The sequence below is a fragment of the Cellulomonas sp. Marseille-Q8402 genome, assembly GCF_965119525.1.
Window position 1 is genome coordinate 1,202,911 of sequence record NZ_CBCPLX010000002.1, and the last position, 22,771, is coordinate 1,225,681.

A 22,771-nucleotide genomic window follows, 5' to 3' on the forward strand; every position below is an offset into this window, starting at 1 on the left:
CGTGCTACTCATCCGGGTGTGGACCGCCGTGCGGGGGTCCGCGAGCGTACGTCCTCGTGACAGGTGACCTGCAGCGCGTCGTCGGGCGCAACCTCCGACGCATCCGGACCGGCCGTGGCGTGACCCAGGAGGCGCTGGGGGAGTCGATCGGCCGGCACCGCACCTACGTGGGCGGCATCGAGCGGGGCGAGCGGAACCTCGCGCTGCAGACCGTCGAGAGCGTCGCCGACGCCCTGGGCGTGGACGCGTTCGCCCTGCTCGCCCGCGACGACTGACGGCCGCCGGACCCGTCACCGCCGGCTGCCGGGCGGGACGGGTCCGCCGGCGCTCAGTCCCCGGCGAGCGCCAGGGCGCGGTCCACCGCGGGGACGAGTCGTGCCCACGAGTCGGTGGTCAGCTCCAGCAGCTGCACGCTGCCGTCGCCGGCGTAGACCCAGGTGGTCCGCCCGCCGTCGCGTCGGTGCACGGCCACGGCGAGCTCGACGTGGGCCGTGCGGTCGGGCGCCTCCGGCGACCCGGGCACGGCGTCGTCCAGCCGCAGGTCCGCGGGCAGGGCCGCCTCCGGCCCGCCGAGCAGCTGCCGGGCGGGCACGGACATCGACGCGCTCACGTGCACGCGGTCGCCCTCGAGGTCGTCCTCCGCGTGCAGCACCACGCACCAGGGCGGGCAGGTCTCCACCTGCCAGGTCGGTCGGTCGTCCCTCGTCACTGCTCCTCCTCGGATCGGTGTCGCGAGGGGCCCCCGGCGGCCCGTACCCCTCGTCCGGAACCACGATGACCGCGGGCACCGACACCGAGAGCGAGTTGTCCACAGGCGCCGGTGATCAGCCGGCGTCGGCGATCCCGAGCAGCGTCCGGACGTCCACGCCGAGCCGGTCGGCCAGGCGCTCGACCGAGCGCAGCGTGAGGTTCCGCTCGCCCCGCTCGACCCCGCCGAGGTACGTGCGGTGCACGCCCACGGCTCCGGCGAGCTCCTCCTGGCTGATGCCCCGCTCGGTCCGGATCCGGCGCACGCGCCGCCCGACTTCCGCCTGCAGATCGCCTTCCATGCCGCACACGGTCGGTTCCGTGCTACTCATCTGTCTACAGACCTATGAGTAGCACCCGCCGGTCGGGGCCGTCCAGCCGCACGTGCGGCACGGCGGGTGCGGTGTCGGGAGCTCGCGGCATGATGTGCCCGTGGACGCGACACGACCCGAGACGACCCCCGACGACGCCGGCCTGGACGAGACCGGCGCGCGCCAGCGCTGGACGGAGCTCGCGGACCGGGTGCGCGAGCTGCAGTTCGCCTACTACGTCCGGGACGAGCCGTCGGCGAGCGACGCCGAGTACGACGTGACGATGCGCCGGCTCGAGGCGCTCGAGGACCGCTACCCGGACCTCCGCACCCCCGACTCGCCCACGCAGAAGGTGGGCGGCACGTTCTCGACGGAGTTCCGGGCGGTCGACCACGTCGAGCGGATGCTCTCCCTCGACAACGCCTTCTCCGCGGAGGACGTGGCCGCCTGGGCCGAGCGCGTGCACCGCGACCTCGAGACCGCGCCCGACGCCGCCGTGCACTACCTGACCGAGCTGAAGATCGACGGGCTGGCGATCGCGCTGCTCTACGAGCGGTCCGGCGACGGCCCGGCCCGCCTCGTCCGGGCGGCGACCCGCGGGGACGGCCGCACCGGTGAGGACGTGACGCTCAACGTCCGGACGATCGCCGCGATCCCGGAGACGCTCGGCGGCGACCCGGCCACGCACCCGGAGCAGATCGAGGTGCGCGGCGAGGTCTTCCTGCCCGTCGAGGCCTTCGAGCGCCTGAACGCCGCCCAGGTCGAGGCCGGGAAGGCGCCGTTCGCCAACCCGCGCAACGCCGCGGCCGGCTCCCTGCGGCAGAAGGACCCCCGGGTCACCGCGGGCCGGCCGCTGCAGATGTACGCCCACGGCATCGGGGCGCTGCGCTGGGGCGGGGCGCGGGCGACGGGGCTCGAGCGGCAGTCCGAGGTGTACGAGCTGCTGGCCGGCTGGGGCGTGCCGACGTCGCCGCACTACCGCGTCGTGCCGGACCTGGCGGGCGTGCAGCAGATGATCGAGCACTACGGAGAGCACCGGCACGAGGTCGAGCACGAGATCGACGGCATCGTGATCAAGGTCGACGAGCTCGCGCTGCAGCGGCGCCTCGGGGCCACCAGCCGGGCGCCGCGCTGGGCGATCGCCTACAAGTACCCGCCGGAGGAGGTCAACACCCGGTTGCTCGCCATCGAGGTGAACGTCGGCCGGACCGGCCGGGTGACGCCGTACGCGGTCATGGAGCCGGTGCGGGTGGCGGGGTCGACGGTCGCGATGGCGACGCTGCACAACAAGGACGTCGTCGCGCTCAAGGGCGTGCGCCCGGGCGACATGGTGGTGCTGCGCAAGGCCGGTGACGTCATCCCGGAGATCGTCGGGCCCGTGACCGCGCTCGCGGACGACGGCTACCCGCGCACCGACTGGACGATGCCGACGCACTGCCCCGAGTGCGGCTCGGAGCTGCGGCCGATGCGCGAGGGCGACGTCGACCTGCGCTGCCCGAACGCCCGCACCTGCCCGGCCCAGGTGCGCGGTCGCGTCGAGCACATCGGCTCGCGGGGCGCCCTCGACATCGAGGCGCTCGGGGAGGTCACCGCCGCGGCGCTGACGCAGCCCGAGATCCCCGAGCAGCCGCCGGTGGTCAACGAGGCGGACCTGTTCGAGCTGGTCGGCTGGGCGCCCGACGCCCCCGAGGAGGAGCGCGAGCGGGTGCGGGCGCGGAGCTTCGCCACGCTGCAGCAGGTGCAGGTCGTGGTCCGCGACCCCGAGACGGGGGAGCCGCGGGTCGACGACGACGGCACCGTGCGCCGGCGGACCCCGTTCCGGCGCCGCGTGACGTTCAGCGTGCGGGCCCGCCGCGAGGCGGAGGCGGCGGGAGAACCGCTGCCGGAGTACGAGGACGTCCCGTCCGAGGCCGCCAAGAAGCTGCTCGACGAGCTCGACGCCGCGAAGACCAAGCCGTTCTGGCGGGTGCTGGTCTCGCTGAGCATCCGCAACGTCGGGCCGACCGCCGCCCGGGCGATCGCGCAGCGGTTCGGGTCGATGGACGCGCTGCGGGCGGCGCTCGCGGACGTGGAGGCGGCGCGGGCCGCGCTGTCCGCCGTGGACGGCGTCGGCCCGACGATCGCGGACTCCGTCGTCGACTGGTTCGCCGAGGACTGGCACGCCGACATCGTCGACCGGTGGCGTGCCGCGGGCGTCGTGATGGCGGACGAGGCGGACGCGTCCACCCCGCGGACCCTCGAGGGGCTCACCGTCGTCGTCACCGGCAGCCTGGAGGGGTTCAGCCGCGACGGCGCGAAGGAGGCGGTGCTGTCCCGCGGCGGCAAGGCGTCCGGCAGCGTGTCCAAGAAGACCGACTACGTGGTCGTGGGGGAGAACGCCGGGTCGAAGGAGGCGAAGGCCCGCGAGCTCGGGCTGCGGATCCTCGACGAGGCGGGGTTCGTCACGCTGCTCGCCGAGGGACCCGCGGGTCTGGGGGACGTGCCGGGCGGTGACGGGGCGGACGCCGACGACGCCCGGGACGCCGGGACGCCGGACGACGAGCCGGCGGGGACCGGCGCGTGAGCGTCCGCGTCCGCGTCGCGCGGGCCGAGGACCTCGACCAGGCCGGGGCGCTGACCGCCGAGGCCTACCACGCCGACGGCCTGCTCGCGGTGGACGAGGACTACGAGGACGAGCTGCGCGACGCGGCCCGGCGCGCCCGCGAGGCCGTGCTGCTGGTGGCCGTGGTGCCGGGCGGAGCGGGGGACGTGGTGCTCGGCACGCTGACGCTCGCGCCGTACGCGACCTCCTACGCCGAGGTGGCCGAGCCGGGGGAGCTCGAGCTGCGGATGCTCGCCGTCGCCCCGGAGGCCCGGCGCCGCGGCGTGGCCGAGCGGCTCGTGACGGCGGCGCTGCGGGAGGCCGTGGCCCGGCGCGCGCGGGGCGTGGTGCTGTCGACGCTGCCCGAGATGGCCGCCGCCCGCCGCCTGTACGACCGGCTGGGCTTCGCCGCCGCCCCGGACCGCGACTGGGGGCACGAGCACATCACGCTGCAGGTGCTCACGTGGGCACCGCCGGTCGCGCCCGGTGTCCTGGTCGAGGCGGCGACCTGGGTGCCGGTGTCGACCGAGGTGGTGGACGGCTGGCGGCTGGGGCTGTCCGGCGGCTTCACCCGGCGGGCCAACAGCGCGCTCCCGCTCGGCACGCCGGCCGACCTCCCGGCGACGCTGGACCGGGTCGAGGCCCGGTATGCCGAGGCCGGTCAGCCGGCCGTCGTGCGGATCTGCTCGGCGGCGACCGGCGGGCTCGCCGGCGTGCTCGCCGACCGCGGCTACGCCGAGACCGCCGTCACCGACGTCCTCGTGCGGGACCTGGCCGCCCTGCCGCCCGGGCGGGTCCTGGCGCCGGAGGGCGTGCGGCTGGCCGTGGCCGACAGGCCCGACGACGCCTGGCTGACGGGGTGGCTCGGCGTCAAGGCGCACGGCTCGCCCGTCGACCGCGAGCTCGCCCGACGCGTGCTGCTGGGGTCGCCGGCGCTGTACCTCGCCGCGGCCGGGCCCGACGGACGGGTGCTCGGCGTGCTGCGGGCCGCGCTCGCCGACGGCTGGACCGGGCTGGCGTGCCTCGCGGTCGCGGAGGACGCGCGCCGACGCGGCCTGGGCCGGCTGCTGACGCGCGCGGGGCTGCGGGCCGCGGCCGAGCGGGGTGCCCGCCGGGCGTTCCTCCAGGTCGAGGCCGCCAACCAGGCCGCGGCCGACCTGTACGCCGCCGAGGGCTTCCGGCCCGCCGAGCGGTACGCCTACTGGGAGCGCTCCGGAGCGCGGTAGCGGGGCCGACCGGGCTCGCCGGGCACGTCGCAGCGGCCCGGACGATACTGGCGCGATGATCGCCATCGAGCGCGCCGAGCTCCTCCAGGCCGCCGGCCTGCGCTGGACGCCGCAGTCCGGGGACCGGTTCGTCCTGCGCCAGCCCGCGCTGGCCGGCGAGGTCTTCACCATCAGCGAGATGACCATCGAGCCGCACGCGTACCCCTCGGGGACGGTGCTCGGCTTCAACGGCACGACGGAGTGGGCGCTCGACTCCGTCACGCAGGACGACGCCGTCTGGCTGCCGCGCGAGGACCAGCTGCGCGAGCTGCTCGGCGGCACCTTCCGCAGCCTCGCCCGGGCGCTCGACGGGTCGTACCTGGTGGTGATCGAGCTGCCGGGCCGGCCCGAGCGGGCGTTCTCCGCGGAGCAGGCCGCGGACGCCTACGCCGACGCCGTCCTCGCGCTGGTCTCCGCGGCGCGCGTCTGAGCACGACCCGCCGGGACCGGGCCTGGAGACGACGCGGTCGGGCGGGAGTCCGCGTCTAGACTCGGGGCATGTCCTCCCTCTCTCGTGACGAGGTCGCGCGCGTCGCGGGCCTGGCGCGGATCGACCTGACCTCCGAGGAGCTCGACCGCCTCGCGGGCGAGCTCGACGTGATCGTCGAGTCGGTCGCCCGGGTCAGCGAGGTCGCCACGCCCGACGTGCCGGCCACCAGCCACCCGCTGCCGATGACCAACGTGTTCCGCCCCGACGTGCCGGAGCAGCCGCTGACCCAGGCCCAGGCGCTCTCGGGCGCCCCGGCCTCCGAGGACGGCAAGTTCCTCGTCCCGCAGATCCTCGGGGAGGAGTGAGATGACCGACCTGACCCGGCTGTCCGCCGCAGACCTGGCCGACAAGCTCACCGCACGCGAGGTCACCAGCGTCGAGGCGACCCAGGCGCACCTGGACCGCATCGCCGCCGTCGAGCCCGCGGTGCACGCGTACCTGCACGTCTCCGGCGAGCAGGCGCTGGCCACCGCGCGCGAGGTCGACGAGCGCCGCGCCGCCGGCGCCGACCTGCACCCGCTCGCCGGTGTGCCGATCGCCGTCAAGGACGTCGTCGTCACGCAGGGCCTGCCGACCACCGCCGGCTCGAAGATCCTCGAGGGCTGGGTGCCGCCGTACGACGCGACCCTGGTCGAGCGGATCAAGGCCGCGGGCCTGCCGATCCTCGGCAAGACCAACATGGACGAGTTCGCCATGGGGTCCTCGACCGAGCACTCCGCGTACGGCAACACGCACAACCCGTGGGACCTGGACCGGATCCCCGGCGGCTCCGGCGGCGGCTCGGCCGCGGCCGTCGCCGCGTACGAGGCCCCGCTGGCGATCGGCACCGACACCGGCGGCTCGATCCGCCAGCCCGGCGCCGTCACGGGCACCGTCGGCGTGAAGCCCACCTACGGGTCGGTCTCCCGCTACGGCCTCATCGCGCTCGCCTCCTCGCTCGACCAGGCCGGCCCCGTCACCCGCACCGTGCTCGACTCGGCGCTGCTGCACGAGCTGATCGGCGGCCACGACCCGCGCGACTCGACGTCCATCCCCGAGCCGCTGCCCGGCCTCGTCGCGGCGGCCCGCCAGGGTGCGACCGGCGACCTGACCGGCGTGCGCGTCGGCGTCGTCCGCGAGCTGCAGGGCGAGGGCTACCAGCCCGGCGTGCTCGCGCGGTTCGAGGAGTCGCTGGAGCTGCTGCGCGGCGCGGGCGCGGAGATCGTCGAGGTCTCCTGCCCGCACTTCGAGTACGCGCTCGGCGCCTACTACCTGATCCTGCCGAGCGAGGCCTCCAGCAACCTGGCCAAGTTCGACGGGATGCGCTTCGGCCTGCGGGTCGAGCCGAGCGAGGGCCCCGTGACCGCCGAGCGGGTCATGGCCGCCACCCGCGGCGCCGGCTTCGGCGACGAGGTGAAGCGCCGGATCATCCTCGGCACCTACGCCCTGTCCGCCGGGTACTACGACGCCTACTACGGCTCGGCCCAGAAGGTCCGCACGCTGATCCAGCGGGACTTCGCCGCCGCGTTCGCGCAGGCGGACGTGCTGGTCTCGCCGACCGCCCCGACCACGGCGTTCAAGCTCGGCGAGAAGCTGGACGACCCGCTGGCGATGTACCTCAACGACGTCGCCACCATCCCGGCCAACCTGGCCGGCGTGCCCGGCATGTCGCTGCCGAACGGCCTGTCGGACGACGGGCTGCCCGTCGGCTTCCAGGTGCTGGCCCCCGCGAAGGCGGACGACCGGCTCTACCGCGTGGGCGCCGCCCTCGAGGCGCTGCTGGAGAAGAACTGGGGCGGCCCGCTGCTGGCCAAGGCTCCCGAGCTGGAGGTGGGCGAGTGAGCACCCAGACCGTCGACCTGGTCGACTACGACGAGGCCGTGGCCCGGTTCGACCCGGTCATCGGCATCGAGGTGCACGTCGAGCTCGGCACGCGGACCAAGATGTTCGACGCCGCGCCGCAGACCTTCGGCGACGAGCCGAACACCGCGGTGTCGCCGGTGTCGCTCGGCCTGCCGGGTGCGCTGCCCGCGGTCAACGGCACCGCCGTGGAGTACGCGATCCGGATCGGCCTCGCGCTGAACTGCCAGATCGCCGAGTCCTGCCGGTTCGCCCGGAAGAACTACTTCTACCCGGACGTGCCGAAGAACTTCCAGACGTCGCAGTACGACGAGCCCATCGCGCACGACGGGTACCTGGACGTCGAGCTCGAGGACGGCTCCGTGTTCCGCGTCGAGATCGAGCGCGCGCACATGGAGGAGGACGCCGGCAAGAACACCCACGTGGGCGGCTCCACCGGTCGCATCCAGGGCGCCGAGTACTCGCTGGTCGACTACAACCGCGCGGGCATCCCGCTCGTGGAGATCGTCACGCGGCCGATCGTCGGCGCGAGGGAGCGCGCGCCCGAGGTCGCCCGCGCCTACGTCCAGACGCTCCGGGACATCTTCCGCGCGCTCGGCGTCTCCGAGGCCCGGATGGAGCGCGGCAACGTCCGCGCCGACGTCAACGTCTCCCTGCGTCCGACCCCCGGGTCGCCCCTGGGCACCCGCACCGAGACCAAGAACGTGAACTCGTTCCGGTCGGTCGAGCGCTCCGTGCGGTACGAGATCAGCCGTCAGGCCGCGATCCTGGACGCGCAGGGCACGGTCACCCAGGAGACGCGGCACTGGCACGAGGACACCGGCATCACCACGGCCGGCCGCGTGAAGTCGGACGCCGAGGACTACCGGTACTTCCCGGAGCCCGACCTGGTGCCCGTCGCTCCGTCGCGCGAGTGGGTCGAGGAGATCCGTGCCGGGCTGCCCGAGCTGCCCGCCGCGCGGCGCCGCCGCCTCCAGGGCGACTGGGGCTACGCCGACGCCGAGATGCGCGACGTCGTCAACGCCGGTGCGATCGAGCTGATCGAGGCCACGGTCGCCGCCGGTGCCAGCCCGGCCGCGGCACGCAAGTGGTGGATGGGCGAGCTCGCCCGCACCGCCAAGGCGCAGGAGGTCGAGCTCGGCGACCTGCCGATCACGCCGGCGCAGATCGGCCAGCTCCAGCAGCTGGTCGACGCGGGCCGGATCAACGACAAGCTCGCGCGCCAGGTGCTCGAGGGCGTGCTCGCGGGGGAGGGCGACCCGGAGGCGGTCGTCGTCGCGCGCGGGCTCGAGGTCGTCTCGGACGACGGCCCGCTGCTCGAGGCCATCGACGCCGCGCTCGCCGCGCAGCCGGACATCGCGGAGAAGATCCGTGGCGGCAACCTGGGCCCGGTCGGCGCGATCATCGGCTCGGTCATGAAGGCGACGCGCGGGCAGGCGGACGCCGGTCGCGTCCGCGAGCTCGTGCTGGAGCGCGTGCAGGCCTGACGCAGCCCGACGGCGGCGTACCCCCCGGGGTGCGCCGCCGTCGTCGTGCGTGCGGGAGGCCCGCCGCGGGCGCGGCGAAACATGCCGGTGACCCGCAGTGCCTAGCATCGGGTGGACGAGGGGGAGGCACCTATGGAGAAGCCCACGCTCGAGGGCGAGATGATCCACCTGCGACCCATCCGCGCGGACGACTCCGCGGCGATGTGGGACATGGTGAACGACGCCGAGAGCATGCGGACGACCGGCACCACGACGGTCTTCACCCGCGCGCAGGTGGACGCGTGGTGCGCCGGCGTCGCCGGCGTCGACGGCCGGATCGACCTGGCGATCACCGCCAACGGCTCGGACGAGTACCTCGGGGAGATCGTCCTCACCGAGATCGACGAGACGGTCGGCTCGGCCGACCTGCGGCTCGTGATGCGGCCCGCCTACCGCGGCCGCGGGTACGGCACCGAGGCGATCGAGCTGGTGCTGGGCCTCGCGTTCGACGGCATCGGCCTGCACCGGATCGGCCTCGACGTGCTGAGCATCAACGCCCGGGCGCGGTCGCTGTACGAGAGCATCGGGTTCGTCGTCGAGGGCCGGCTCCGGGATGCGTACCGCGACGGCGACGGCTGGTGCGACGCGATCGTCATGGGGATGCTCGACGACGAGTACCGGGCGCTGCGCGCCGCCTGACGCCGCGCGCCGCGCCGCGCCTCGGCGGGCGCGGGGAGGTCGTCATGTCGGCACGAGGTCGTCCCGCAGGACTGACGACCTCGTGCAGGACTGACGACCTCGAACGGGACTCCCGGGGGCGCGCGGCGCGCGCGTGCGTCGCGCTGGCGCACGGACGAGGCGCCGGCCTCCCGGAGGGGGAGACCGGCGCCTCGCGCCGAGGGGGCGGGCCGGGTGGGCCCGCGCGGTGGCTCAGACCAGCCAGCGGTTCTTGTCGACCACCGGCAGGCTCTTCCACCAGCGGCCGAGGCCCCAGGTGTCGCCGGCCGCGGTCAGGGCGAACAGCACCAGCGCGATGGCGTAGATGACGTGGTAGTCGATCACCGGGTTGCTCGAGCCCGACTGCAGCGGCCACTCGGCGAGCCACATCATCGCCATGATGAGCGCGCCGGCGCCGGCAGCGACCCGGGTGCCGATGCCCAGCATCACCGCGGCGCCGACACCCAGCATGCCGAGCATGAACAGCACGTCCGAGACGGGGCTGGCGATCGAGATGAAGAAGTCGGCGAGCGGGCCGATGGCGGCGTGGGTCAGGAAGCCCTGGCTCGGGGTCCCGCCGTTGATCCAGGCGGCCTCCGACGCGGTCGAGTAGCCCAGGCCGAAGGTCTTGTCGAGGAACGCCCAGAGGAAGATGAACCCCGTCGCCAGGCGGAGCACGGCGAGCACGCGGCGGGCGCGCACCGACGTGACGACGTCGTCCTGGGTCCGCGAGGTGACGGCCGCCTCGCGGCGGGGGGTGGTGATCGTGGTCATGATCAGGCTCTCGTTCGTTCGGGTTCGTCCTTGTGATGACTTTCCCAATGTCCTCCCGCGAGCGGCCCCGCACCCCGGACAGAAGTCCCAGGTCCTCGGCACAGGACGCTGGCGCCGGGTCGAATCTCCCCGTCACGCCCCTGGACCGGGACCTGGGTCCCACCCTGCGCCCGGCCGGCGCCGCGCTGTCGACCGTCGAGCCCGGAGCGCGGAGGGGCAGCCCGCGCGACCGCGGACGCGGCGAGGCGCCCGCCCCTGGAGAGGGACGGGCGCCTCGCGGCCGTGCGCGCGGGTGCGGTCAGCGGAGCCAGCGCTGGGTGCGGACCACGGGCAGCTCGCGCCACCAGCGCCCGAGCCCCCAGGTGTCCCCGGCCAGGCAGGTCGCCACGGCGATCAGCGCGAGCGCGTAGATCAGGTGGTAGTCGACCAGCGGGTTCGTCGACCCGGAGACGAGGGGCCACTCCGCGGCCCACATCATCACCATGATCAGGGAGCCGGCCCACGCGGAGACGCGCAGCCCGATCCCGAGCATCACCGCCAGGCCGACGCCCAGCATGCCGAGCATGAACAGGACGTCCGTCGCCGGGCTGGCGATGCCCTGGAAGAAGCCCTTGAAGGGCCCGACCACGGCGTCGCCGTTGAGGAAGCCCTGGCTGGGCGTGCCGCCGTTCAGCCAGGCGCGCTCGGACGGGGTGGCGTACCCGAGCCCGAACGTCTTGTCGAGGAAGGCCCAGAGGAAGATGAACCCCGTGGCGAGCCGGGTGACGGCGAGCGCGCGGCGCGCGTTCGCCGTGGTGACGACGTCCTCCTGGGCGGGCAGGGGTGCCGGCCCGGCGGAGGATCGGGAGAGCGTGGGTGCGGTCATGGTCGTGCCTCCGGTCAGATCCACATCTTTGTGACGACCGTCTCAATGTCCCGCGTCGGTGGCGGCGTGGTGCAGGCCGAAGGTCCCGACTTGCCGGACGGGCGGGGAGACCCAGGACCGGGGTCCCGGGCGGCCGGCGTCCGGGTCAGCGCATCGAGTGGTACGCCCCGAGCGTCACCGCGCGCTCGTGGGCGTGGTCGACGATGGGCTCCGGGTAGTCCGGTGCCGCCGACCGCGGCAGCTTCCACGGCTCGTGCACGGCCTTGCCCGGGATGTTGCGCAGCTCGGGGACCCAGCGGCGGACGTAGTACCCGTCGGGGTCGAACTTGACCCCCTGGGTGGTCGGGTTGAACACGCGGAAGTACGGCGACGCGTCCCGCCCGGTGCCGGCGACCCACTGCCAGTTCATCTGGTTCTGGGGCAGGTCGCCGTCGACCAGCCACGCCATGAAGTGGTCCGCGCCGCGCTGCCAGCGCACGTGCAGGTCCTTGACCAGGAACGACGCGACCAGCATCCGCACCCGGTTGTGCATCCACCCCTCGGCCCGCAGCTGCCGCATGCCCGCGTCGACCATCGGGTAGCCGGTGCGGCCGTCGGCCCAGGCGGTCAGGTACGCCTCCTCCTGCGCACCGCCGACCCACGCGTTCTCGGGCACCACCGGCGTGAGGGACTCGCGGTTCCCGCGCGGGTGGTGGAACAGCACGTCGGCGTGGAACTCGCGCCACGCGATCTGGCTGCGGAACGTGTCCGCGCCGGTGCCGCGCCGGCGGGAGAGGTCCGCGAGGATCGTGCGCGGGTGGATCTCGCCCCACTTGAGCGGGACCGACAGCCGCGAGGTGCTGTCGACGTCGGGCCGGTCGCGCTCGTCGTCGTACCGGGCGAGCGGGCCCGACGCCATCTCGCGCCAGCGGGCCAGCGCCGCGACCTCGCCCGCCTCGGGGAGCTCGAGGCCGTCCGGCACCGGCGCGTCGGGGAGGTCCTGCGACCGCCCGCCGTCGGCGAACCGCACCCGGCGGGCCGTCGCCGCGCCGTCGGGCGCGGGGGAGTGCCAGCCGTGCTGCGCCCAGGCGCGCCGGAACGGGGTGAACACCTGGTAGGGCGCGCCGGACCCGTTGCGGACCCGACCGGGGGCCACGGCGTACGGGGAGCCGGTGCGGACCAGCTGCGCGCCGGCGTCCTCGAGCTGCCACTCGACGTCGTCGTCCCGGCGCCGGCCGAACGGCTCGAAGGAGGCGGCGACGTGCACGGTCCGGGCCTCGACCTCCCGGGCCACGGCGGGGACCACGTCGCGGGGGTGGCCGTGGCGCACGAGCAGGCGCCCGCCGGTCTGCTGGTCCAGGGCGGCCAGGCTGCGGGCCAGGTACGCGCGGCGGGGCGCGCCGGCCGCCGCCCACAGGCGCGGGTCGAGCACGTACAGCGCGAGGACCTCGTCGCCCGCGTCGGCCGCCGCGTGCAGGGACGGGTTGTCGCCGAGCCGCAGGTCGCGGCGGAACCAGTGGAGGGCGGTCACCCGGCGACGGTAGTCAGCCGGGCACGCGGTCGCGAGCGGGACGTGAGTCGAGGTACCACCGGCCCGGGCGATGAGCCGGTGGTACCTCGACGGGGGGTACCTGGTGACGGGTCGTCGTCACCAGGTGACCGTCGGACCGCGGGCGTGAGCCCGGTGGCCGCCCCGGGGGAGAGGCGGCCGGTGATCCGTGTCTCAGCCTGCCGCCGCCGCGTGCCCGGTGGTTGGGTCGTTGGTCCCGACCTGTCAGTCCGCGACCTCGTCGGCGTGGGCGTCGACGGCGTCCCGCAGGTAGCCGGCGAGCCCCGGCGCGACCGCGTCGTAGGTCGCGGTGAACCGCGGGTCGTCGACGTACATCGCCCCGAGCCCGCGGTAGGCCTCGGCGGTCGGCGTCCAGAAGCGGGACACCCACGCGTGGTGCCGGGCGACCAGGTCGCGCACGGCGGCGTCGCCGACGGGTGTACCCGCCGTCAGGTGCCCGGCGAGCTCCCGGCTCACGGCCTCGCCCTCGCGCTGGTGCTCCGCCCGCTCCGCGTCGGACATCTGCTCCCAGGCCCGGTTGCCGCGGTCGACCGCGGCGTCGCCCCAGCGCCCGCGCGCCTCCTCCTCGTACTGGCGGTGGTCGACACCCTCGTACAGCTGGTCCGCCGGCATGACGGTGCCCCCTTCCAGGGACTCGATGGTGGAGGCGACGGTGCGCGCGAGCCGGTCGATCCGGTCGCGCTCCGCCAGCAGCCGGGCGTGGTGCTCCCGGAGCCGCTCGGTCCGCGACCCGCCGGCGTCGAGGATGTCGGCGATCTCGCCGAGCCCCACGCCGAGCTCCCGCAGCACGAGGACCTGCTGCAGCCGCAGCAGCTCGTCGTGGCCGTACTCCCGCTGCCCGCCCGGCGCGCTGCCGGCGGGGCGCAGCAGCCCGATCGCGTCGTAGTGCCGCAGCGTCCGCGACGTGACGCCCGCCAGCCGGACCACCTCGGCGGTGGTCCACCGCTCCTGCTGACGCGTGGTCACGGCCTGCTCTCCCTGCCTCCGACGGCGGCCTGCCCGCCGTCGTCATCCGACGCTAGGAGTTGACGTCGCGTCAACCGCAAGCCCGGTGTCGGTGGCCGGTGGCACGCTCGGCCCATGGATGAGGCGAAGCCCCCGGTCATCGGTCCCGCCGCGGCGACGGCCCGCGTCGACCCCCGGCACTGGCGCGTGCTGCTGCTCTGGCTCCAGGCCGCCTTCCGCACACCCGACCTGACCGCCGGCGCGGCGTTCGTCGCCCGCGTCGCGGACGCGGCGGTGCGGGTCGGCGCCCGGCCCGACGTCACGCTGCACCCGGGCCACGTCCAGGTCCGCACCACGACCGGAGCCGCGCACGGGCTCACGGAGGCGGACCTCGCGCTCGCCGAGGCGGTCACGCGCGTGGCGGACGAGCTGGGTCTGGCGGGTGACCCCGCGCTGCTGGCGACCCAGGAGATCGCGATCGACGCGCTCGACATCCCGGCGGTCGCGCCGTTCTGGCGCGCGGTGCTGGGCTACGTGACGGAAGCGGGCTCCGACCCGGACGACCAGGTGCTCGCCGACCCCGGCGCGCTCGGCCCCGGCTACTGGTTCCAGCAGATGGACGCGCCCCGCCCGCAGCGCAACCGCATCCACGTCGACGTGACCGTGCCGCACGACCAGGCGGAGGCCCGGGTCGCCGCTGCGCTCGCGGCCGGCGGGACCCTCCTGTCGGACCGCCGCGCGCCCGCGTTCTGGGTGCTCGCGGACCCCGAGGGCAACGAGGCGTGCGTCTGCACCTGGCAGGCCCGCGGCGACGGCTAGCCCCTTCCGCGCGTCTCACCATCTGGTCGATCACACGTCGGACAGGTGAGACGACCACGTCCTGGCCAGACGTAGTGTGTCCGGGCGTCACCGCCGCGGCGACGCCCAGCACGTCGAAGGAGCTGTCCACGTGAGTCGTCCCCTGCGCTCTCGTACCTCCACCCACGGCCGCAACATGGCCGGTGCCCGCGCCCTCTGGCGGGCCACGGGCATGGGGTCGGAGGACTTCGGCAAGCCGATCATCGCGATCGCGAACTCGTACACGCAGTTCGTCCCGGGGCACGTGCACCTCAAGGACATGGGCGACCTCGTGGCGTCCGCGATCCAGGAGGCGGGCGGCGTCGCCAAGGAGTTCAACACCATCGCCGTCGACGACGGCATCGCGATGGGCCACGCCGGGATGCTGTACTCGCTGCCCAGCCGCGACCTGATCGCCGACTCCGTCGAGTACATGGTCCAGGCGCACTGCGCCGACGCGCTGGTCTGCATCTCCAACTGCGACAAGATCACGCCCGGCATGCTCAACGCGGCCCTGCGGCTGAACATCCCGGTGATCTTCGTGTCCGGCGGCCCGATGGAGGCCGGCAAGGCCGTGGTCGCCGACGGCGTGGCGAAGACCCACCTCAACCTGATCAACGCGATCAACTACTCCGCGGACGACAACGTGTCCGACCAGGCGCTGGCCAGCGTCGAGGAGAACGCGTGCCCGACCTGCGGCTCGTGCTCCGGCATGTTCACCGCGAACTCCATGAACTGCCTGACCGAGGCGCTCGGCCTGTCGCTGCCGGGCAACGGCTCGACCCTGGCGACCCACAGCGCCCGCCGGGAGCTGTTCCTCGAGGCGGGCCGCACGATCGTCGACCTGGCCCGCCGGTACTACGACGACGAGGACGACACCGCGGCGCCGCGGGGCATCGCGACCAAGGCGGCGTTCACCAACGCGATGACGCTCGACGTGGCGATGGGCGGCTCGACCAACACGGTGCTGCACATCCTCGCGGCGGCGCAGGAGGCCGGGGTCGACTTCACCCTGGCGGAGATCGACGCGATCAGCCGCCGGGTGCCCTGCCTCGCGAAGGTCGCGCCGAACCACCCGGACTACCACATGGAGGACGTGCACCGGGCGGGCGGCATCCCCGCGCTGCTCGGCGAGCTCGACCGCGGCGGCCTCCTGGACCACGACGTCACGAGCGTGCACACGCCGACGCTGCGTGCCTGGCTCGACGACTGGGACATCCGTGGCGGCCAGGCGACCGAGCGGGCGACGGCGCTGTTCCACGCGGCGCCGGGCGGCGTGCGCACCACGCAGGCCTTCTCGACGTCGAACGTCTGGGAGTCGCTGGACACCGACGGGGCGTCGGGCTGCATCCGCGACGTCCCGCACGCCTACACCGTCGAGGGCGGCCTGGCGGTGCTGCGCGGCAACCTCGCGGAGGACGGCGCCGTCATCAAGACCGCGGGCATCGACCCCGACGTCTTCCACTTCGTCGGCCGCGCCCTGGTGTGCGAGTCGCAGGACGAGGCGGTCGACAAGATCCTGCGCAAGGAGGTCGAGCCCGGCCACGTCGTGGTCGTGCGGTACGAGGGTCCCGCCGGCGGCCCGGGGATGCAGGAGATGCTCTACCCGACCTCGTTCATCAAGGGCCGCGGCCTGGGCAAGGTGTGCGCGCTGATCACCGACGGCCGGTTCTCCGGCGGGTCGAGCGGCATCTCCGTGGGCCACGTGAGCCCCGAGGCGGCCGCCGGCGGCACGATCGGGCTCGTCGAGGACGGCGACGAGATCGAGATCGACGTCGAGACCCGCCTGATCCGGGTCAACGTCTCCGACGAGGTGCTCGCCGACCGCCGCGCCAAGATGGAGGCCCGCGAGAACCCCTGGCAGCCGGTCGACCGCGACCGCTACGTCTCGCCGGCGCTGCAGGCGTACGCCGCGATGGCGACCAGCGCCGACCGCGGTGCCGTGCGCGACGTCAGCCGCATCCGCCGGGGCTGAGCAGCCACGAGGCGAGACGCTCCGGCACGTCAGGAGCGTCTCGCCTCGTCCGCGCCTAGAGTCGGCTCATGACGACGACGACGCCCCGCGAGACCCCCGACATCAAGCCCCGCTCGCGCCAGGTGACCGACGGCATCGAGGCCACGGCCTCCCGCGGGATGCTCCGCGCCGTCGGGATGGGCGACGACGACTGGGTCAAGCCGCAGATCGGCGTCGCCAGCTCCTGGAACGAGATCACCCCCTGCAACCTGTCGCTGCAGCGGCTGGCGCAGGCCGTGAAGAACGGCGTGCACGCCGGTGGCGGCTACCCGCTGGAGTTCGGCACGATCTCGGTCTCCGACGGCATCTCGATGGGCCACGAGGGGATGCACTTCTCCCTGGTCAGCCGCGACATCATCGCCGACAGCGTCGAGACCGTGATGCAGGCCGAGCGGCTGGACGGGTCCGTGCTGCTGGCCGGCTGCGACAAGTCGCTGCCCGGCATGCTGATGGCCGCCGCCCGCCTCGACCTCGCGAGCGTGTTCCTGTACGCCGGCACGATCATGCCGGGCTGGGTGAAGCTCGAGGACGGCACCGAGAAGGACGTCACGCTGATCGACGCCTTCGAGGCCGTCGGCGCCTGCGCCCGCGGGCTGATGAGCACGGGCGACCTGGACCGCATCGAGCGCGCGATCTGCCCGGGCGAGGGCGCCTGCGGCGGCATGTACACCGCCAACACGATGGCGTCCGTCGCCGAGGCGATGGGCATGTCGCTGCCGGGCTCCGCCGCCCCGCCGAGCGCCGACCGTCGCCGCGACAACTTCGCCGCGAAGTCCGGCGAGGCCGTCGTCGAGCTGCTGCGCCAGGGCATCACCGCCCGGCAGATCATGACCAAGGAGGCGTTCGAGAACGCCATCGCGGTGGTCATGGCGTTCGGCGGCTCGACCAACGCGGTGCTGCACCTGCTGGCCATCGCGCACGAGGCCGAGGTCGACCTGACCCTGGACGACTTCAAGCGCGTCGCGGCGAAGGTGCCGCACCTGGGCGACCTCAAGCCGTTCGGCCGCTACGTGATGGCCGACGTGGACCGCATCGGCGGCGTGCCGGTCGTGATGAAGGCGCTGCTCGACGCCGGTCTGCTCCACGGCGACTGCCTCACGGTGACCGGGAAGACCGTCGCGGAGAACCTCGCCGACATCACCCCGCCGGACCCGGACGGCAAGATCCTGCGCGCGCTCGACAACCCGATCCACCACACCGGCGGCATCACGATCCTCGACGGGTCGCTGGCCCCCGAGGGCGCCGTCGTGAAGTCCGCGGGCTTCGACACCGACGTGTTCGAGGGCACCGCCCGGGTCTTCGAGCGCGAGCGCGCCGCCCTGGACGCCCTGGAGGACGGGACCATCCAGGCGGGCGACGTCGTCGTCATCCGGTACGAGGGCCCCAAGGGCGGCCCGGGCATGCGCGAGATGCTCGCCATCACCGGCGCGATCAAGGGCGCGGGCCTCGGCAAGGACGTCCTCCTGCTCACCGACGGCCGGTTCTCCGGCGGCACCACGGGCCTGTGCGTCGGGCACGTCGCCCCGGAGGCCGTCGACGCCGGGCCGATCGCCTTCGTGCGGGACGGCGACCGCATCCGGCTGAACGTGGCGGAGGCGACGCTCGACCTGCTGGTCGACGAGGACGAGATGGCGGAGCGCCGGGTCGGCTGGGCGCCGCTGCCGCCGCGGTACACGCGGGGCGTGCTGGCCAAGTACGCGAAGCTGGTGCAGTCGGCGTCGACGGGGGCCGTGCTGATCTGAGGTCCCCTGCGCGCCCCGGCGGCGCGTGAGAGGGTCGAGCGCATGGGCTGGACCGTCGACAACGCACCGTGGTGGACCCGAGCCGTCGTCTACCAGATCTACCCGAGGTCGTTCCAGGACTCGGACGGCGACGGGGTCGGCGACCTGCGGGGGATCATCTCCCGCCTCGACCACCTCAGCGCCCTCGGCGTCGACGTGGTCTGGCTGTCGCCGATCTACCGGTCCCCGCAGGACGACAACGGGTACGACATCAGCGACTACCAGGACGTCGACCCGTCGTTCGGCACGCTCGACGACCTGGACGAGCTGATCGCCGGGCTGCACGCGCGCGGCATGAAGCTGCTGATGGACCTCGTCGTCAACCACACCTCCGACGAGCACCCGTGGTTCCTGGAGAGCCGCAGCGGCCCCGACAGCCCGAAGCGGGACTGGTACTGGTGGCGGCCGCCGCGCGACGGGATGGCCCCGGGCGCCCCGGGCGCGGAGCCGACCAACTGGCACTCGTTCTTCTCGGGCTCCACGTGGGAGCTGGACGAGGCGAGCGGCGAGTACTACCTGCACCTGTTCAGCCGGAAGCAGCCCGACCTCAACTGGGAGAACCCGGAGGTCCGCCAGGCCGTCTACGCGATGATGCGCTGGTGGCTGGACCGCGGGGTCGACGGCTTCCGGATGGACGTCATCAACCTCATCTCCAAGGACACGTCGCTGCCGGACGGACCGGTGGTAGCGGGCGTGTGGGGCGACGGCAGCCCGCACTACACCGACGGGCCGCGCGTGCACGAGTACCTGCACGAGATGCACCGCGAGGTGTTCGAGGGCCGTGCGCACGCCCTGCTGACCGTGGGGGAGACCCCGGGCGTGACCCTGGCGGAGGCGCTGAAGTACACGGACCCGGCCCGGCGGGAGGTCGACATGGTGTTCCAGTTCGAGCACGTGGGGCTCGACCACGGGCCCGGCGGGAAGTTCGACCCGAAGCCGCTGCGGCTGACCGACCTCAAGGCGACGTTCGGCCGCTGGCAGACCGGGCTGGCCGACGTCGGCTGGAACAGCCTGTACTGGGACAACCACGACCAGCCGCGCGTGGTGTCCCGGTTCGGGGACGACGGGGAGCACCGGGTCGCCTCGGCCAAGGCGCTCGCGACGCTGCTGCACCTGCACCGGGGCACGCCGTACGTCTACCAGGGCGAGGAGCTCGGGATGACGAACGCGCACTTCACGCGGTTCGACCAGTACCGGGACATCGAGTCGGTCAACCACGTCGCCCAGGCGCGCACCCTCGCGTCGGCGACCGACGAGCAGCTGCTGGCCGGGCTCGCCGCGATGAGCCGGGACAACGCGCGCACCCCGGTGCAGTGGGACGACTCGCCGCACGCGGGGTTCACGACGGGCACGCCGTGGCTGGCGGTGAACCCGAACCACGTCGAGGTGAACGCCGTCGCGGAGCGCGCCGACCCCGGCTCGGTGTTCCACCACCACCGCCGGCTGATCGAGCTGCGGCACGCGGACCCGGTGGTGGCGCTCGGCGACTTCACGATGCTGCTGCCCGAGGACGAGCAGGTGTACGCGTTCACGCGGACGCTGGACGAGGACGCGCTGCTGGTCGTCGTCAACGTGTCGGGGAAGGAGCGGGCCGTCGACCTCGGCGAGGCGTGGCCGGTCGGTGCCGACGGGGGGTGGGGCGACCTGGTGCTCGGGACGCACGCCGATCCGGGCGAGCCCACGGCGCTGCGGCCGTGGGAGGCCCGGGTCGTCCGCCGGGTCTAGCGGTCCGCCGGGCTCAGCGCTGGACGTCGACCACGAGGCGCAGCGGGTCCTGCAGCAGGAACACGCGGTACGGCGCCTCGGGGTCGGTCAGGCCGAGGAAGATCTGCGTCTGGCCCTCGAACGTGCCGGTGAACTCCGCGCCGGTCACCACGGTGCCGGCGGGGGTGCGCGTGCCGACGCCGAGCTCGGTCTGGCCGGTGTCGTAGGGGTAGCCGAGCCCGGTGACGGTGAGCGCCAGCACGCCCGCACCACCCAGGTCGACGGTCTCGCCGGTGGGGTCCTCGACCGCGGTCGCGGCGCGCTCGGCGTGCCAGCCCGGGGTGCCCGTCCCGCCGAGGTCGACCACGACGCGGTCGTACGCGTCGTGCGTGCCGAGGCGCAGGCCGGTGACCGAGAGCAGCGCGTCCGCGGAGGCCTCGCCGTCGGCGGTGCTGCCGAAGGCGGGGGCGGCGGCGTCCGCCTCGGCGTCGTCCGCCGCGGTGCCGTCACCGGTCGCGCTGCCCGACGGGCTGGGCGCGGGGTCGGCCGTCGCGGTCGCGGACGCGGCGGGGGCGGAGGACGACGCGGTGCCCTCGGGGGTCTCCTCGCCGCTCGCGCACGCGGCGACGAGGGCGAGCACCGCGACGGCGGTGCCGGCGAGCAGCGGGCGGCGGGCGTTCAGCGGTGCACGGGTCATGCGGCGAGGCTAGGAGGAGCCGGGCGCACGCGCCGGGACGGCGCGCCGACGAGCCGCAGAGCGTCACCCCTGCTCACGAAGTGGACCCGTGGACCACGATGTGAGACGGCGCACCCCGGGCGTGACATCTCGCCAGGGGCGGCGTAGCGTCCTCGGCATGCGGACGAACCTGCTTGTAGTACTTCCCGAGCGCGCCGGCTGAGGCCACGCACGGAAGGCTTCGTCAGCGCGCGCACCCCTCGACCGGCCCGGCACCTCCCGGGCCCGAGGGGTTTTTTCGTGCCACACCGCAGCTCCACCAGCACCCAGGAGACACCGATGGTCCAGGGCCCCCACCCGGCACCGCCCCGCCGGCCCGAGCAGCGCGAGCCCGCCGCCCGCCTCGCGGCCGAGCCCACGGGCGCCGCGGCGTCCGCGCAGCCGCGTCCCGTCGTCACCGAGCAGGTGACCGGCGCCAAGTCGATCGTCCGCTCGCTCGAGGAGGCCGGCGCCGAGGTCGTCTTCGGCATCCCCGGCGGTGCGATCCTCCCGACCTACGACCCGCTGATGGACTCCACCCGCCTGCGGCACATCCTCGTGCGGCACGAACAGGGCGGCGGCCACGCGGCGACGGGCTACGCCCAGGCCACGGGCAAGGTCGGCGTCTGCATGGCGACGTCCGGGCCCGGCGCGACCAACCTGGTCACGCCGATCGCCGACGCGAACATGGACTCGATCCCGCTGGTCGCCATCACCGGCCAGGTCGGCGCCTCGCTGATCGGCACGGACGCGTTCCAGGAGGCCGACATCGTCGGCATCACGCTGCCGATCACCAAGCACAACTACCTGGTCACCGACCCCGCCGACATCCCGCGGACCATCGCCGAGGCGTTCCACATCGCGTCGACCGGCCGGCCGGGCCCGGTGCTCGTGGACATCGCGAAGTCGGCGATGCAGACCGACACGACCTTCACGTGGCCGCAGCAGCTGGACCTGCCGGGCTACCACCCGGTGACCAAGCCGCACGGCAAGCAGATCCGGGAGGCCGCGCGCCTGCTGGCGACCGCGCGCCGCCCGGTGCTCATGGTCGGCGGCGGCGTGATCCGCTCCGGCGCGTCCGCCGAGCTCCGCCGCCTGGTCGACGCCTCCGGCGCCGCGGTGGTCACCACGCTGATGGCCCGCGGCGCCCTGCCCGACACCCACCCGCAGCACCTGGGCATGCCCGGCATGCACGGCACGGTGCCCGCGGTGGCCGCGCTGCAGAAGGCCGACCTGGTCGTCGCCCTCGGCGCCCGGTTCGACGACCGGGTCACCGGCAAGCTGTCGTCGTTCGCCCCGAACGCCACGATCGTGCACGCCGACATCGACCCGGCCGAGATCGGCAAGAACCGCGCGGCGGACGTCCCGATCGTCGGCGACCTGCGCGAGGTCATCACGGACCTGCTGCCCGAGCTCGCCCGCGAGCAGACGCAGCACGGCAAGCCGGACCTCGAGGCCTGGTGGCGCCAGATCGACTCGTGGCGCGAGACCTTCCCGCTGGGCTTCGACGAGCCGACCGACGGCCACCTGGCCCCGCAGCACGTCATCTCCCGGATCGGCGACATCTCCGGCCCGGAGTCGATCTTCGTGGCCGGCGTGGGCCAGCACCAGATGTGGGCCGCCCAGTTCATCAAGTACCAGCGCCCCAACTCCTGGCTGAACTCCGGCGGTCTCGGCACCATGGGCTTCTCCGTGCCCGCGGCGATGGGCGCGAAGGTCGGGGAGCCGGACCGCACCGTGTGGGCGATCGACGGCGACGGCTGCTTCCAGATGACCAACCAGGAGCTCGCCACCTGCACGATCAACGAGATCCCGATCAAGGTCGCGGTGATCAACAACTCCTCGCTGGGCATGGTCCGGCAGTGGCAGACGCTGTTCTACGAGTCCCGGTACTCGAACACCGACCTGCACACCGGCCACGGCACGCGGCGGATCCCGGACTTCGTGAAGCTGGCGGACTCCTACGGGGCCGTCGGCCTGCGCTGCGAGACGCTCGCCGACGTGGACGCCACGATCAAGCGCGCGATGGAGATCGACGACCAGCCGGTGGTCGTGGACTTCACGGTGTCGCGCGACTCGATGGTCTGGCCGATGGTCGCCGCCGGCGTGCCGAACGACGACATCCAGTACGCCCGGGGCATCAGCCCGGCGTGGGACCGCGAGGACTGAGG

At 74.0% G+C, this 22,771-nt stretch carries 20 protein-coding genes; 13 read left to right on the forward strand and 7 right to left on the reverse strand.

Going from position 1 to position 22,771, the window contains the following annotated elements:
• The first annotated feature begins 56 nt into the window (after positions 1-56).
• Positions 57-275, forward strand: a complete 219-nt coding sequence (locus ACWPWW_RS16435; RefSeq protein ID WP_454051403.1) for a helix-turn-helix domain-containing protein — start codon at positions 57-59, stop codon at positions 273-275.
• 53 nt (positions 276-328) lie between these two features.
• On the opposite strand, the gene ACWPWW_RS16440 is transcribed toward ACWPWW_RS16435, so the two are convergent.
• Positions 329-709 carry a DUF6907 domain-containing protein gene (locus tag ACWPWW_RS16440; RefSeq protein ID WP_454051404.1) on the reverse strand — a complete coding sequence of 127 codons (381 nt, stop codon included), beginning with the start codon at positions 707-709 and terminating at the stop codon, positions 329-331.
• A 115-nt stretch (positions 710-824) separates the two neighbouring features.
• Positions 825-1,049 carry a helix-turn-helix domain-containing protein gene (locus tag ACWPWW_RS16445; RefSeq protein ID WP_454051405.1) on the reverse strand — a complete coding sequence of 75 codons (225 nt, stop codon included), beginning with the start codon at positions 1,047-1,049 and terminating at the stop codon, positions 825-827.
• A gap of 130 nt (positions 1,050-1,179) precedes the next feature.
• On the opposite strand from ACWPWW_RS16445, the gene ligA reads away from it, so the two are divergent.
• The 7 genes from ligA to ACWPWW_RS16480 all read left to right on the forward strand — a co-directional run bounded on the left by ligA (position 1,180) and on the right by ACWPWW_RS16480 (position 9,398).
• A complete protein-coding gene (gene ligA / locus ACWPWW_RS16450) occupies positions 1,180-3,621 on the forward strand; it encodes an NAD-dependent DNA ligase LigA (RefSeq protein ID WP_454051406.1) in 2,442 nt (813 codons plus the stop codon).
• Positions 3,618-4,865, forward strand: a complete 1,248-nt coding sequence (locus tag ACWPWW_RS16455; RefSeq protein WP_454051407.1) for a GNAT family N-acetyltransferase — start codon at positions 3,618-3,620, stop codon at positions 4,863-4,865. Before ligA ends, ACWPWW_RS16455 begins: the two co-directional genes overlap by 4 nt.
• A 55-nt stretch (positions 4,866-4,920) precedes the next feature.
• Positions 4,921-5,334 (forward strand): pilus assembly protein CpaE, encoded by a 414-nt coding sequence (locus ACWPWW_RS16460; protein WP_454051408.1) that lies wholly within the window; start codon positions 4,921-4,923, stop codon positions 5,332-5,334.
• A 68-nt stretch (positions 5,335-5,402) separates the two neighbouring features.
• Complete coding sequence (gene gatC / locus ACWPWW_RS16465; protein ID WP_454051409.1) at positions 5,403-5,699, forward strand: Asp-tRNA(Asn)/Glu-tRNA(Gln) amidotransferase subunit GatC; 297 nt, start codon at positions 5,403-5,405, stop codon at positions 5,697-5,699.
• A gap of 1 nt (position 5,700) precedes the next feature.
• Entirely contained in the window at positions 5,701-7,215 is a 1,515-nt protein-coding gene (gene gatA, locus ACWPWW_RS16470; RefSeq protein ID WP_454051410.1) for an Asp-tRNA(Asn)/Glu-tRNA(Gln) amidotransferase subunit GatA, read from the forward strand.
• Complete coding sequence (gatB, locus tag ACWPWW_RS16475; RefSeq protein WP_454051411.1) at positions 7,212-8,720, forward strand: Asp-tRNA(Asn)/Glu-tRNA(Gln) amidotransferase subunit GatB; 1,509 nt, start codon at positions 7,212-7,214, stop codon at positions 8,718-8,720. The genes gatA and gatB overlap by 4 nt, the downstream gene beginning before the upstream one ends.
• A gap of 132 nt (positions 8,721-8,852) precedes the next feature.
• A complete protein-coding gene (locus tag ACWPWW_RS16480) occupies positions 8,853-9,398 on the forward strand; it encodes a GNAT family N-acetyltransferase (RefSeq protein WP_454051412.1) in 546 nt (181 codons plus the stop codon).
• A gap of 231 nt (positions 9,399-9,629) precedes the next feature.
• Here the strand turns inward: ACWPWW_RS16480 and ACWPWW_RS16485 are convergent, their stop codons facing one another.
• The 4 genes from ACWPWW_RS16485 to ACWPWW_RS16500 all read right to left on the reverse strand — a co-directional run bounded on the left by ACWPWW_RS16485 (position 9,630) and on the right by ACWPWW_RS16500 (position 13,570).
• Positions 9,630-10,190 (reverse strand): DoxX family protein, encoded by a 561-nt coding sequence (locus ACWPWW_RS16485; RefSeq protein ID WP_454051413.1) that lies wholly within the window; start codon positions 10,188-10,190, stop codon positions 9,630-9,632.
• A 298-nt stretch (positions 10,191-10,488) separates the two neighbouring features.
• Positions 10,489-11,055, reverse strand: coding sequence for a DoxX family protein (locus ACWPWW_RS16490; RefSeq protein ID WP_454051414.1), 567 nt, complete (start codon positions 11,053-11,055; stop codon positions 10,489-10,491).
• A gap of 145 nt (positions 11,056-11,200) precedes the next feature.
• Positions 11,201-12,565 (reverse strand): cryptochrome/photolyase family protein, encoded by a 1,365-nt coding sequence (locus tag ACWPWW_RS16495; RefSeq protein ID WP_454051415.1) that lies wholly within the window; start codon positions 12,563-12,565, stop codon positions 11,201-11,203.
• Between the two features lie 243 nt (positions 12,566-12,808).
• A complete protein-coding gene (locus ACWPWW_RS16500) occupies positions 12,809-13,570 on the reverse strand; it encodes a MerR family transcriptional regulator (protein ID WP_454051416.1) in 762 nt (253 codons plus the stop codon).
• A 114-nt stretch (positions 13,571-13,684) separates the two neighbouring features.
• Here ACWPWW_RS16500 and ACWPWW_RS16505 point away from each other — a divergent pair, with 114 nt between their 5' ends.
• From ACWPWW_RS16505 to ACWPWW_RS16520, 4 genes are all read left to right on the forward strand, one after another.
• Positions 13,685-14,368, forward strand: a complete 684-nt coding sequence (locus ACWPWW_RS16505; protein ID WP_454051417.1) for a VOC family protein — start codon at positions 13,685-13,687, stop codon at positions 14,366-14,368.
• 130 nt (positions 14,369-14,498) lie between these two features.
• The gene (gene ilvD / locus ACWPWW_RS16510; protein ID WP_454051418.1) at positions 14,499-16,361 is read left to right on the forward strand and encodes a dihydroxy-acid dehydratase; all 1,863 of its coding nucleotides are present in this window, start codon (positions 14,499-14,501) and stop codon (positions 16,359-16,361) included.
• Between the two features lie 68 nt (positions 16,362-16,429).
• The gene (gene ilvD / locus ACWPWW_RS16515; protein ID WP_454051419.1) at positions 16,430-18,142 is read left to right on the forward strand and encodes a dihydroxy-acid dehydratase; all 1,713 of its coding nucleotides are present in this window, start codon (positions 16,430-16,432) and stop codon (positions 18,140-18,142) included.
• Positions 18,143-18,184: 42 nt separating this feature from the next.
• A complete protein-coding gene (locus ACWPWW_RS16520) occupies positions 18,185-19,906 on the forward strand; it encodes a glycoside hydrolase family 13 protein (protein ID WP_454051420.1) in 1,722 nt (573 codons plus the stop codon).
• 13 nt (positions 19,907-19,919) lie between these two features.
• Here the strand turns inward: ACWPWW_RS16520 and ACWPWW_RS16525 are convergent, their stop codons facing one another.
• A complete protein-coding gene (locus tag ACWPWW_RS16525) occupies positions 19,920-20,582 on the reverse strand; it encodes an AMIN-like domain-containing (lipo)protein (RefSeq protein ID WP_454051421.1) in 663 nt (220 codons plus the stop codon).
• A gap of 318 nt (positions 20,583-20,900) precedes the next feature.
• Here ACWPWW_RS16525 and ACWPWW_RS16530 point away from each other — a divergent pair, with 318 nt between their 5' ends.
• Positions 20,901-22,769, forward strand: a complete 1,869-nt coding sequence (locus ACWPWW_RS16530) for an acetolactate synthase large subunit (RefSeq protein WP_454051422.1) — start codon at positions 20,901-20,903, stop codon at positions 22,767-22,769.
• Positions 22,770-22,771 lie beyond the last annotated feature (2 nt).

Bases quoted from the DNA above. Each gene is read 5' to 3' on its own strand.
- ACWPWW_RS16505 (WP_454051417.1), top strand. From the start codon at position 13,685: ATGGATGAGGCGAAGCCCCCGGTCATCGGTCCCGCCGCGGCGACGGCC.
- ACWPWW_RS16445 (WP_454051405.1), bottom strand. From the start codon at position 1,049: ATGGAAGGCGATCTGCAGGCGGAAGTCGGGCGGCGCGTGCGCCGGATC.
- ACWPWW_RS16520 (WP_454051420.1), top strand. From the start codon at position 18,185: ATGGGCTGGACCGTCGACAACGCACCGTGGTGGACCCGAGCCGTCGTC.
- gatA (WP_454051410.1), top strand. From the start codon at position 5,701: ATGACCGACCTGACCCGGCTGTCCGCCGCAGACCTGGCCGACAAGCTC.
- ilvD (WP_454051419.1), top strand. From the start codon at position 16,430: ATGACGACGACGACGCCCCGCGAGACCCCCGACATCAAGCCCCGCTCG.
- ACWPWW_RS16490 (WP_454051414.1), bottom strand. From the start codon at position 11,055: ATGACCGCACCCACGCTCTCCCGATCCTCCGCCGGGCCGGCACCCCTG.
- gatC (WP_454051409.1), top strand. From the start codon at position 5,403: ATGTCCTCCCTCTCTCGTGACGAGGTCGCGCGCGTCGCGGGCCTGGCG.
- ACWPWW_RS16460 (WP_454051408.1), top strand. From the start codon at position 4,921: ATGATCGCCATCGAGCGCGCCGAGCTCCTCCAGGCCGCCGGCCTGCGC.
- ACWPWW_RS16530 (WP_454051422.1), top strand. From the start codon at position 20,901: ATGGTCCAGGGCCCCCACCCGGCACCGCCCCGCCGGCCCGAGCAGCGC.
- ACWPWW_RS16525 (WP_454051421.1), bottom strand. From the start codon at position 20,582: ATGACCCGTGCACCGCTGAACGCCCGCCGCCCGCTGCTCGCCGGCACC.
- ACWPWW_RS16485 (WP_454051413.1), bottom strand. From the start codon at position 10,190: ATGACCACGATCACCACCCCCCGCCGCGAGGCGGCCGTCACCTCGCGG.
- ACWPWW_RS16480 (WP_454051412.1), top strand. From the start codon at position 8,853: ATGGAGAAGCCCACGCTCGAGGGCGAGATGATCCACCTGCGACCCATC.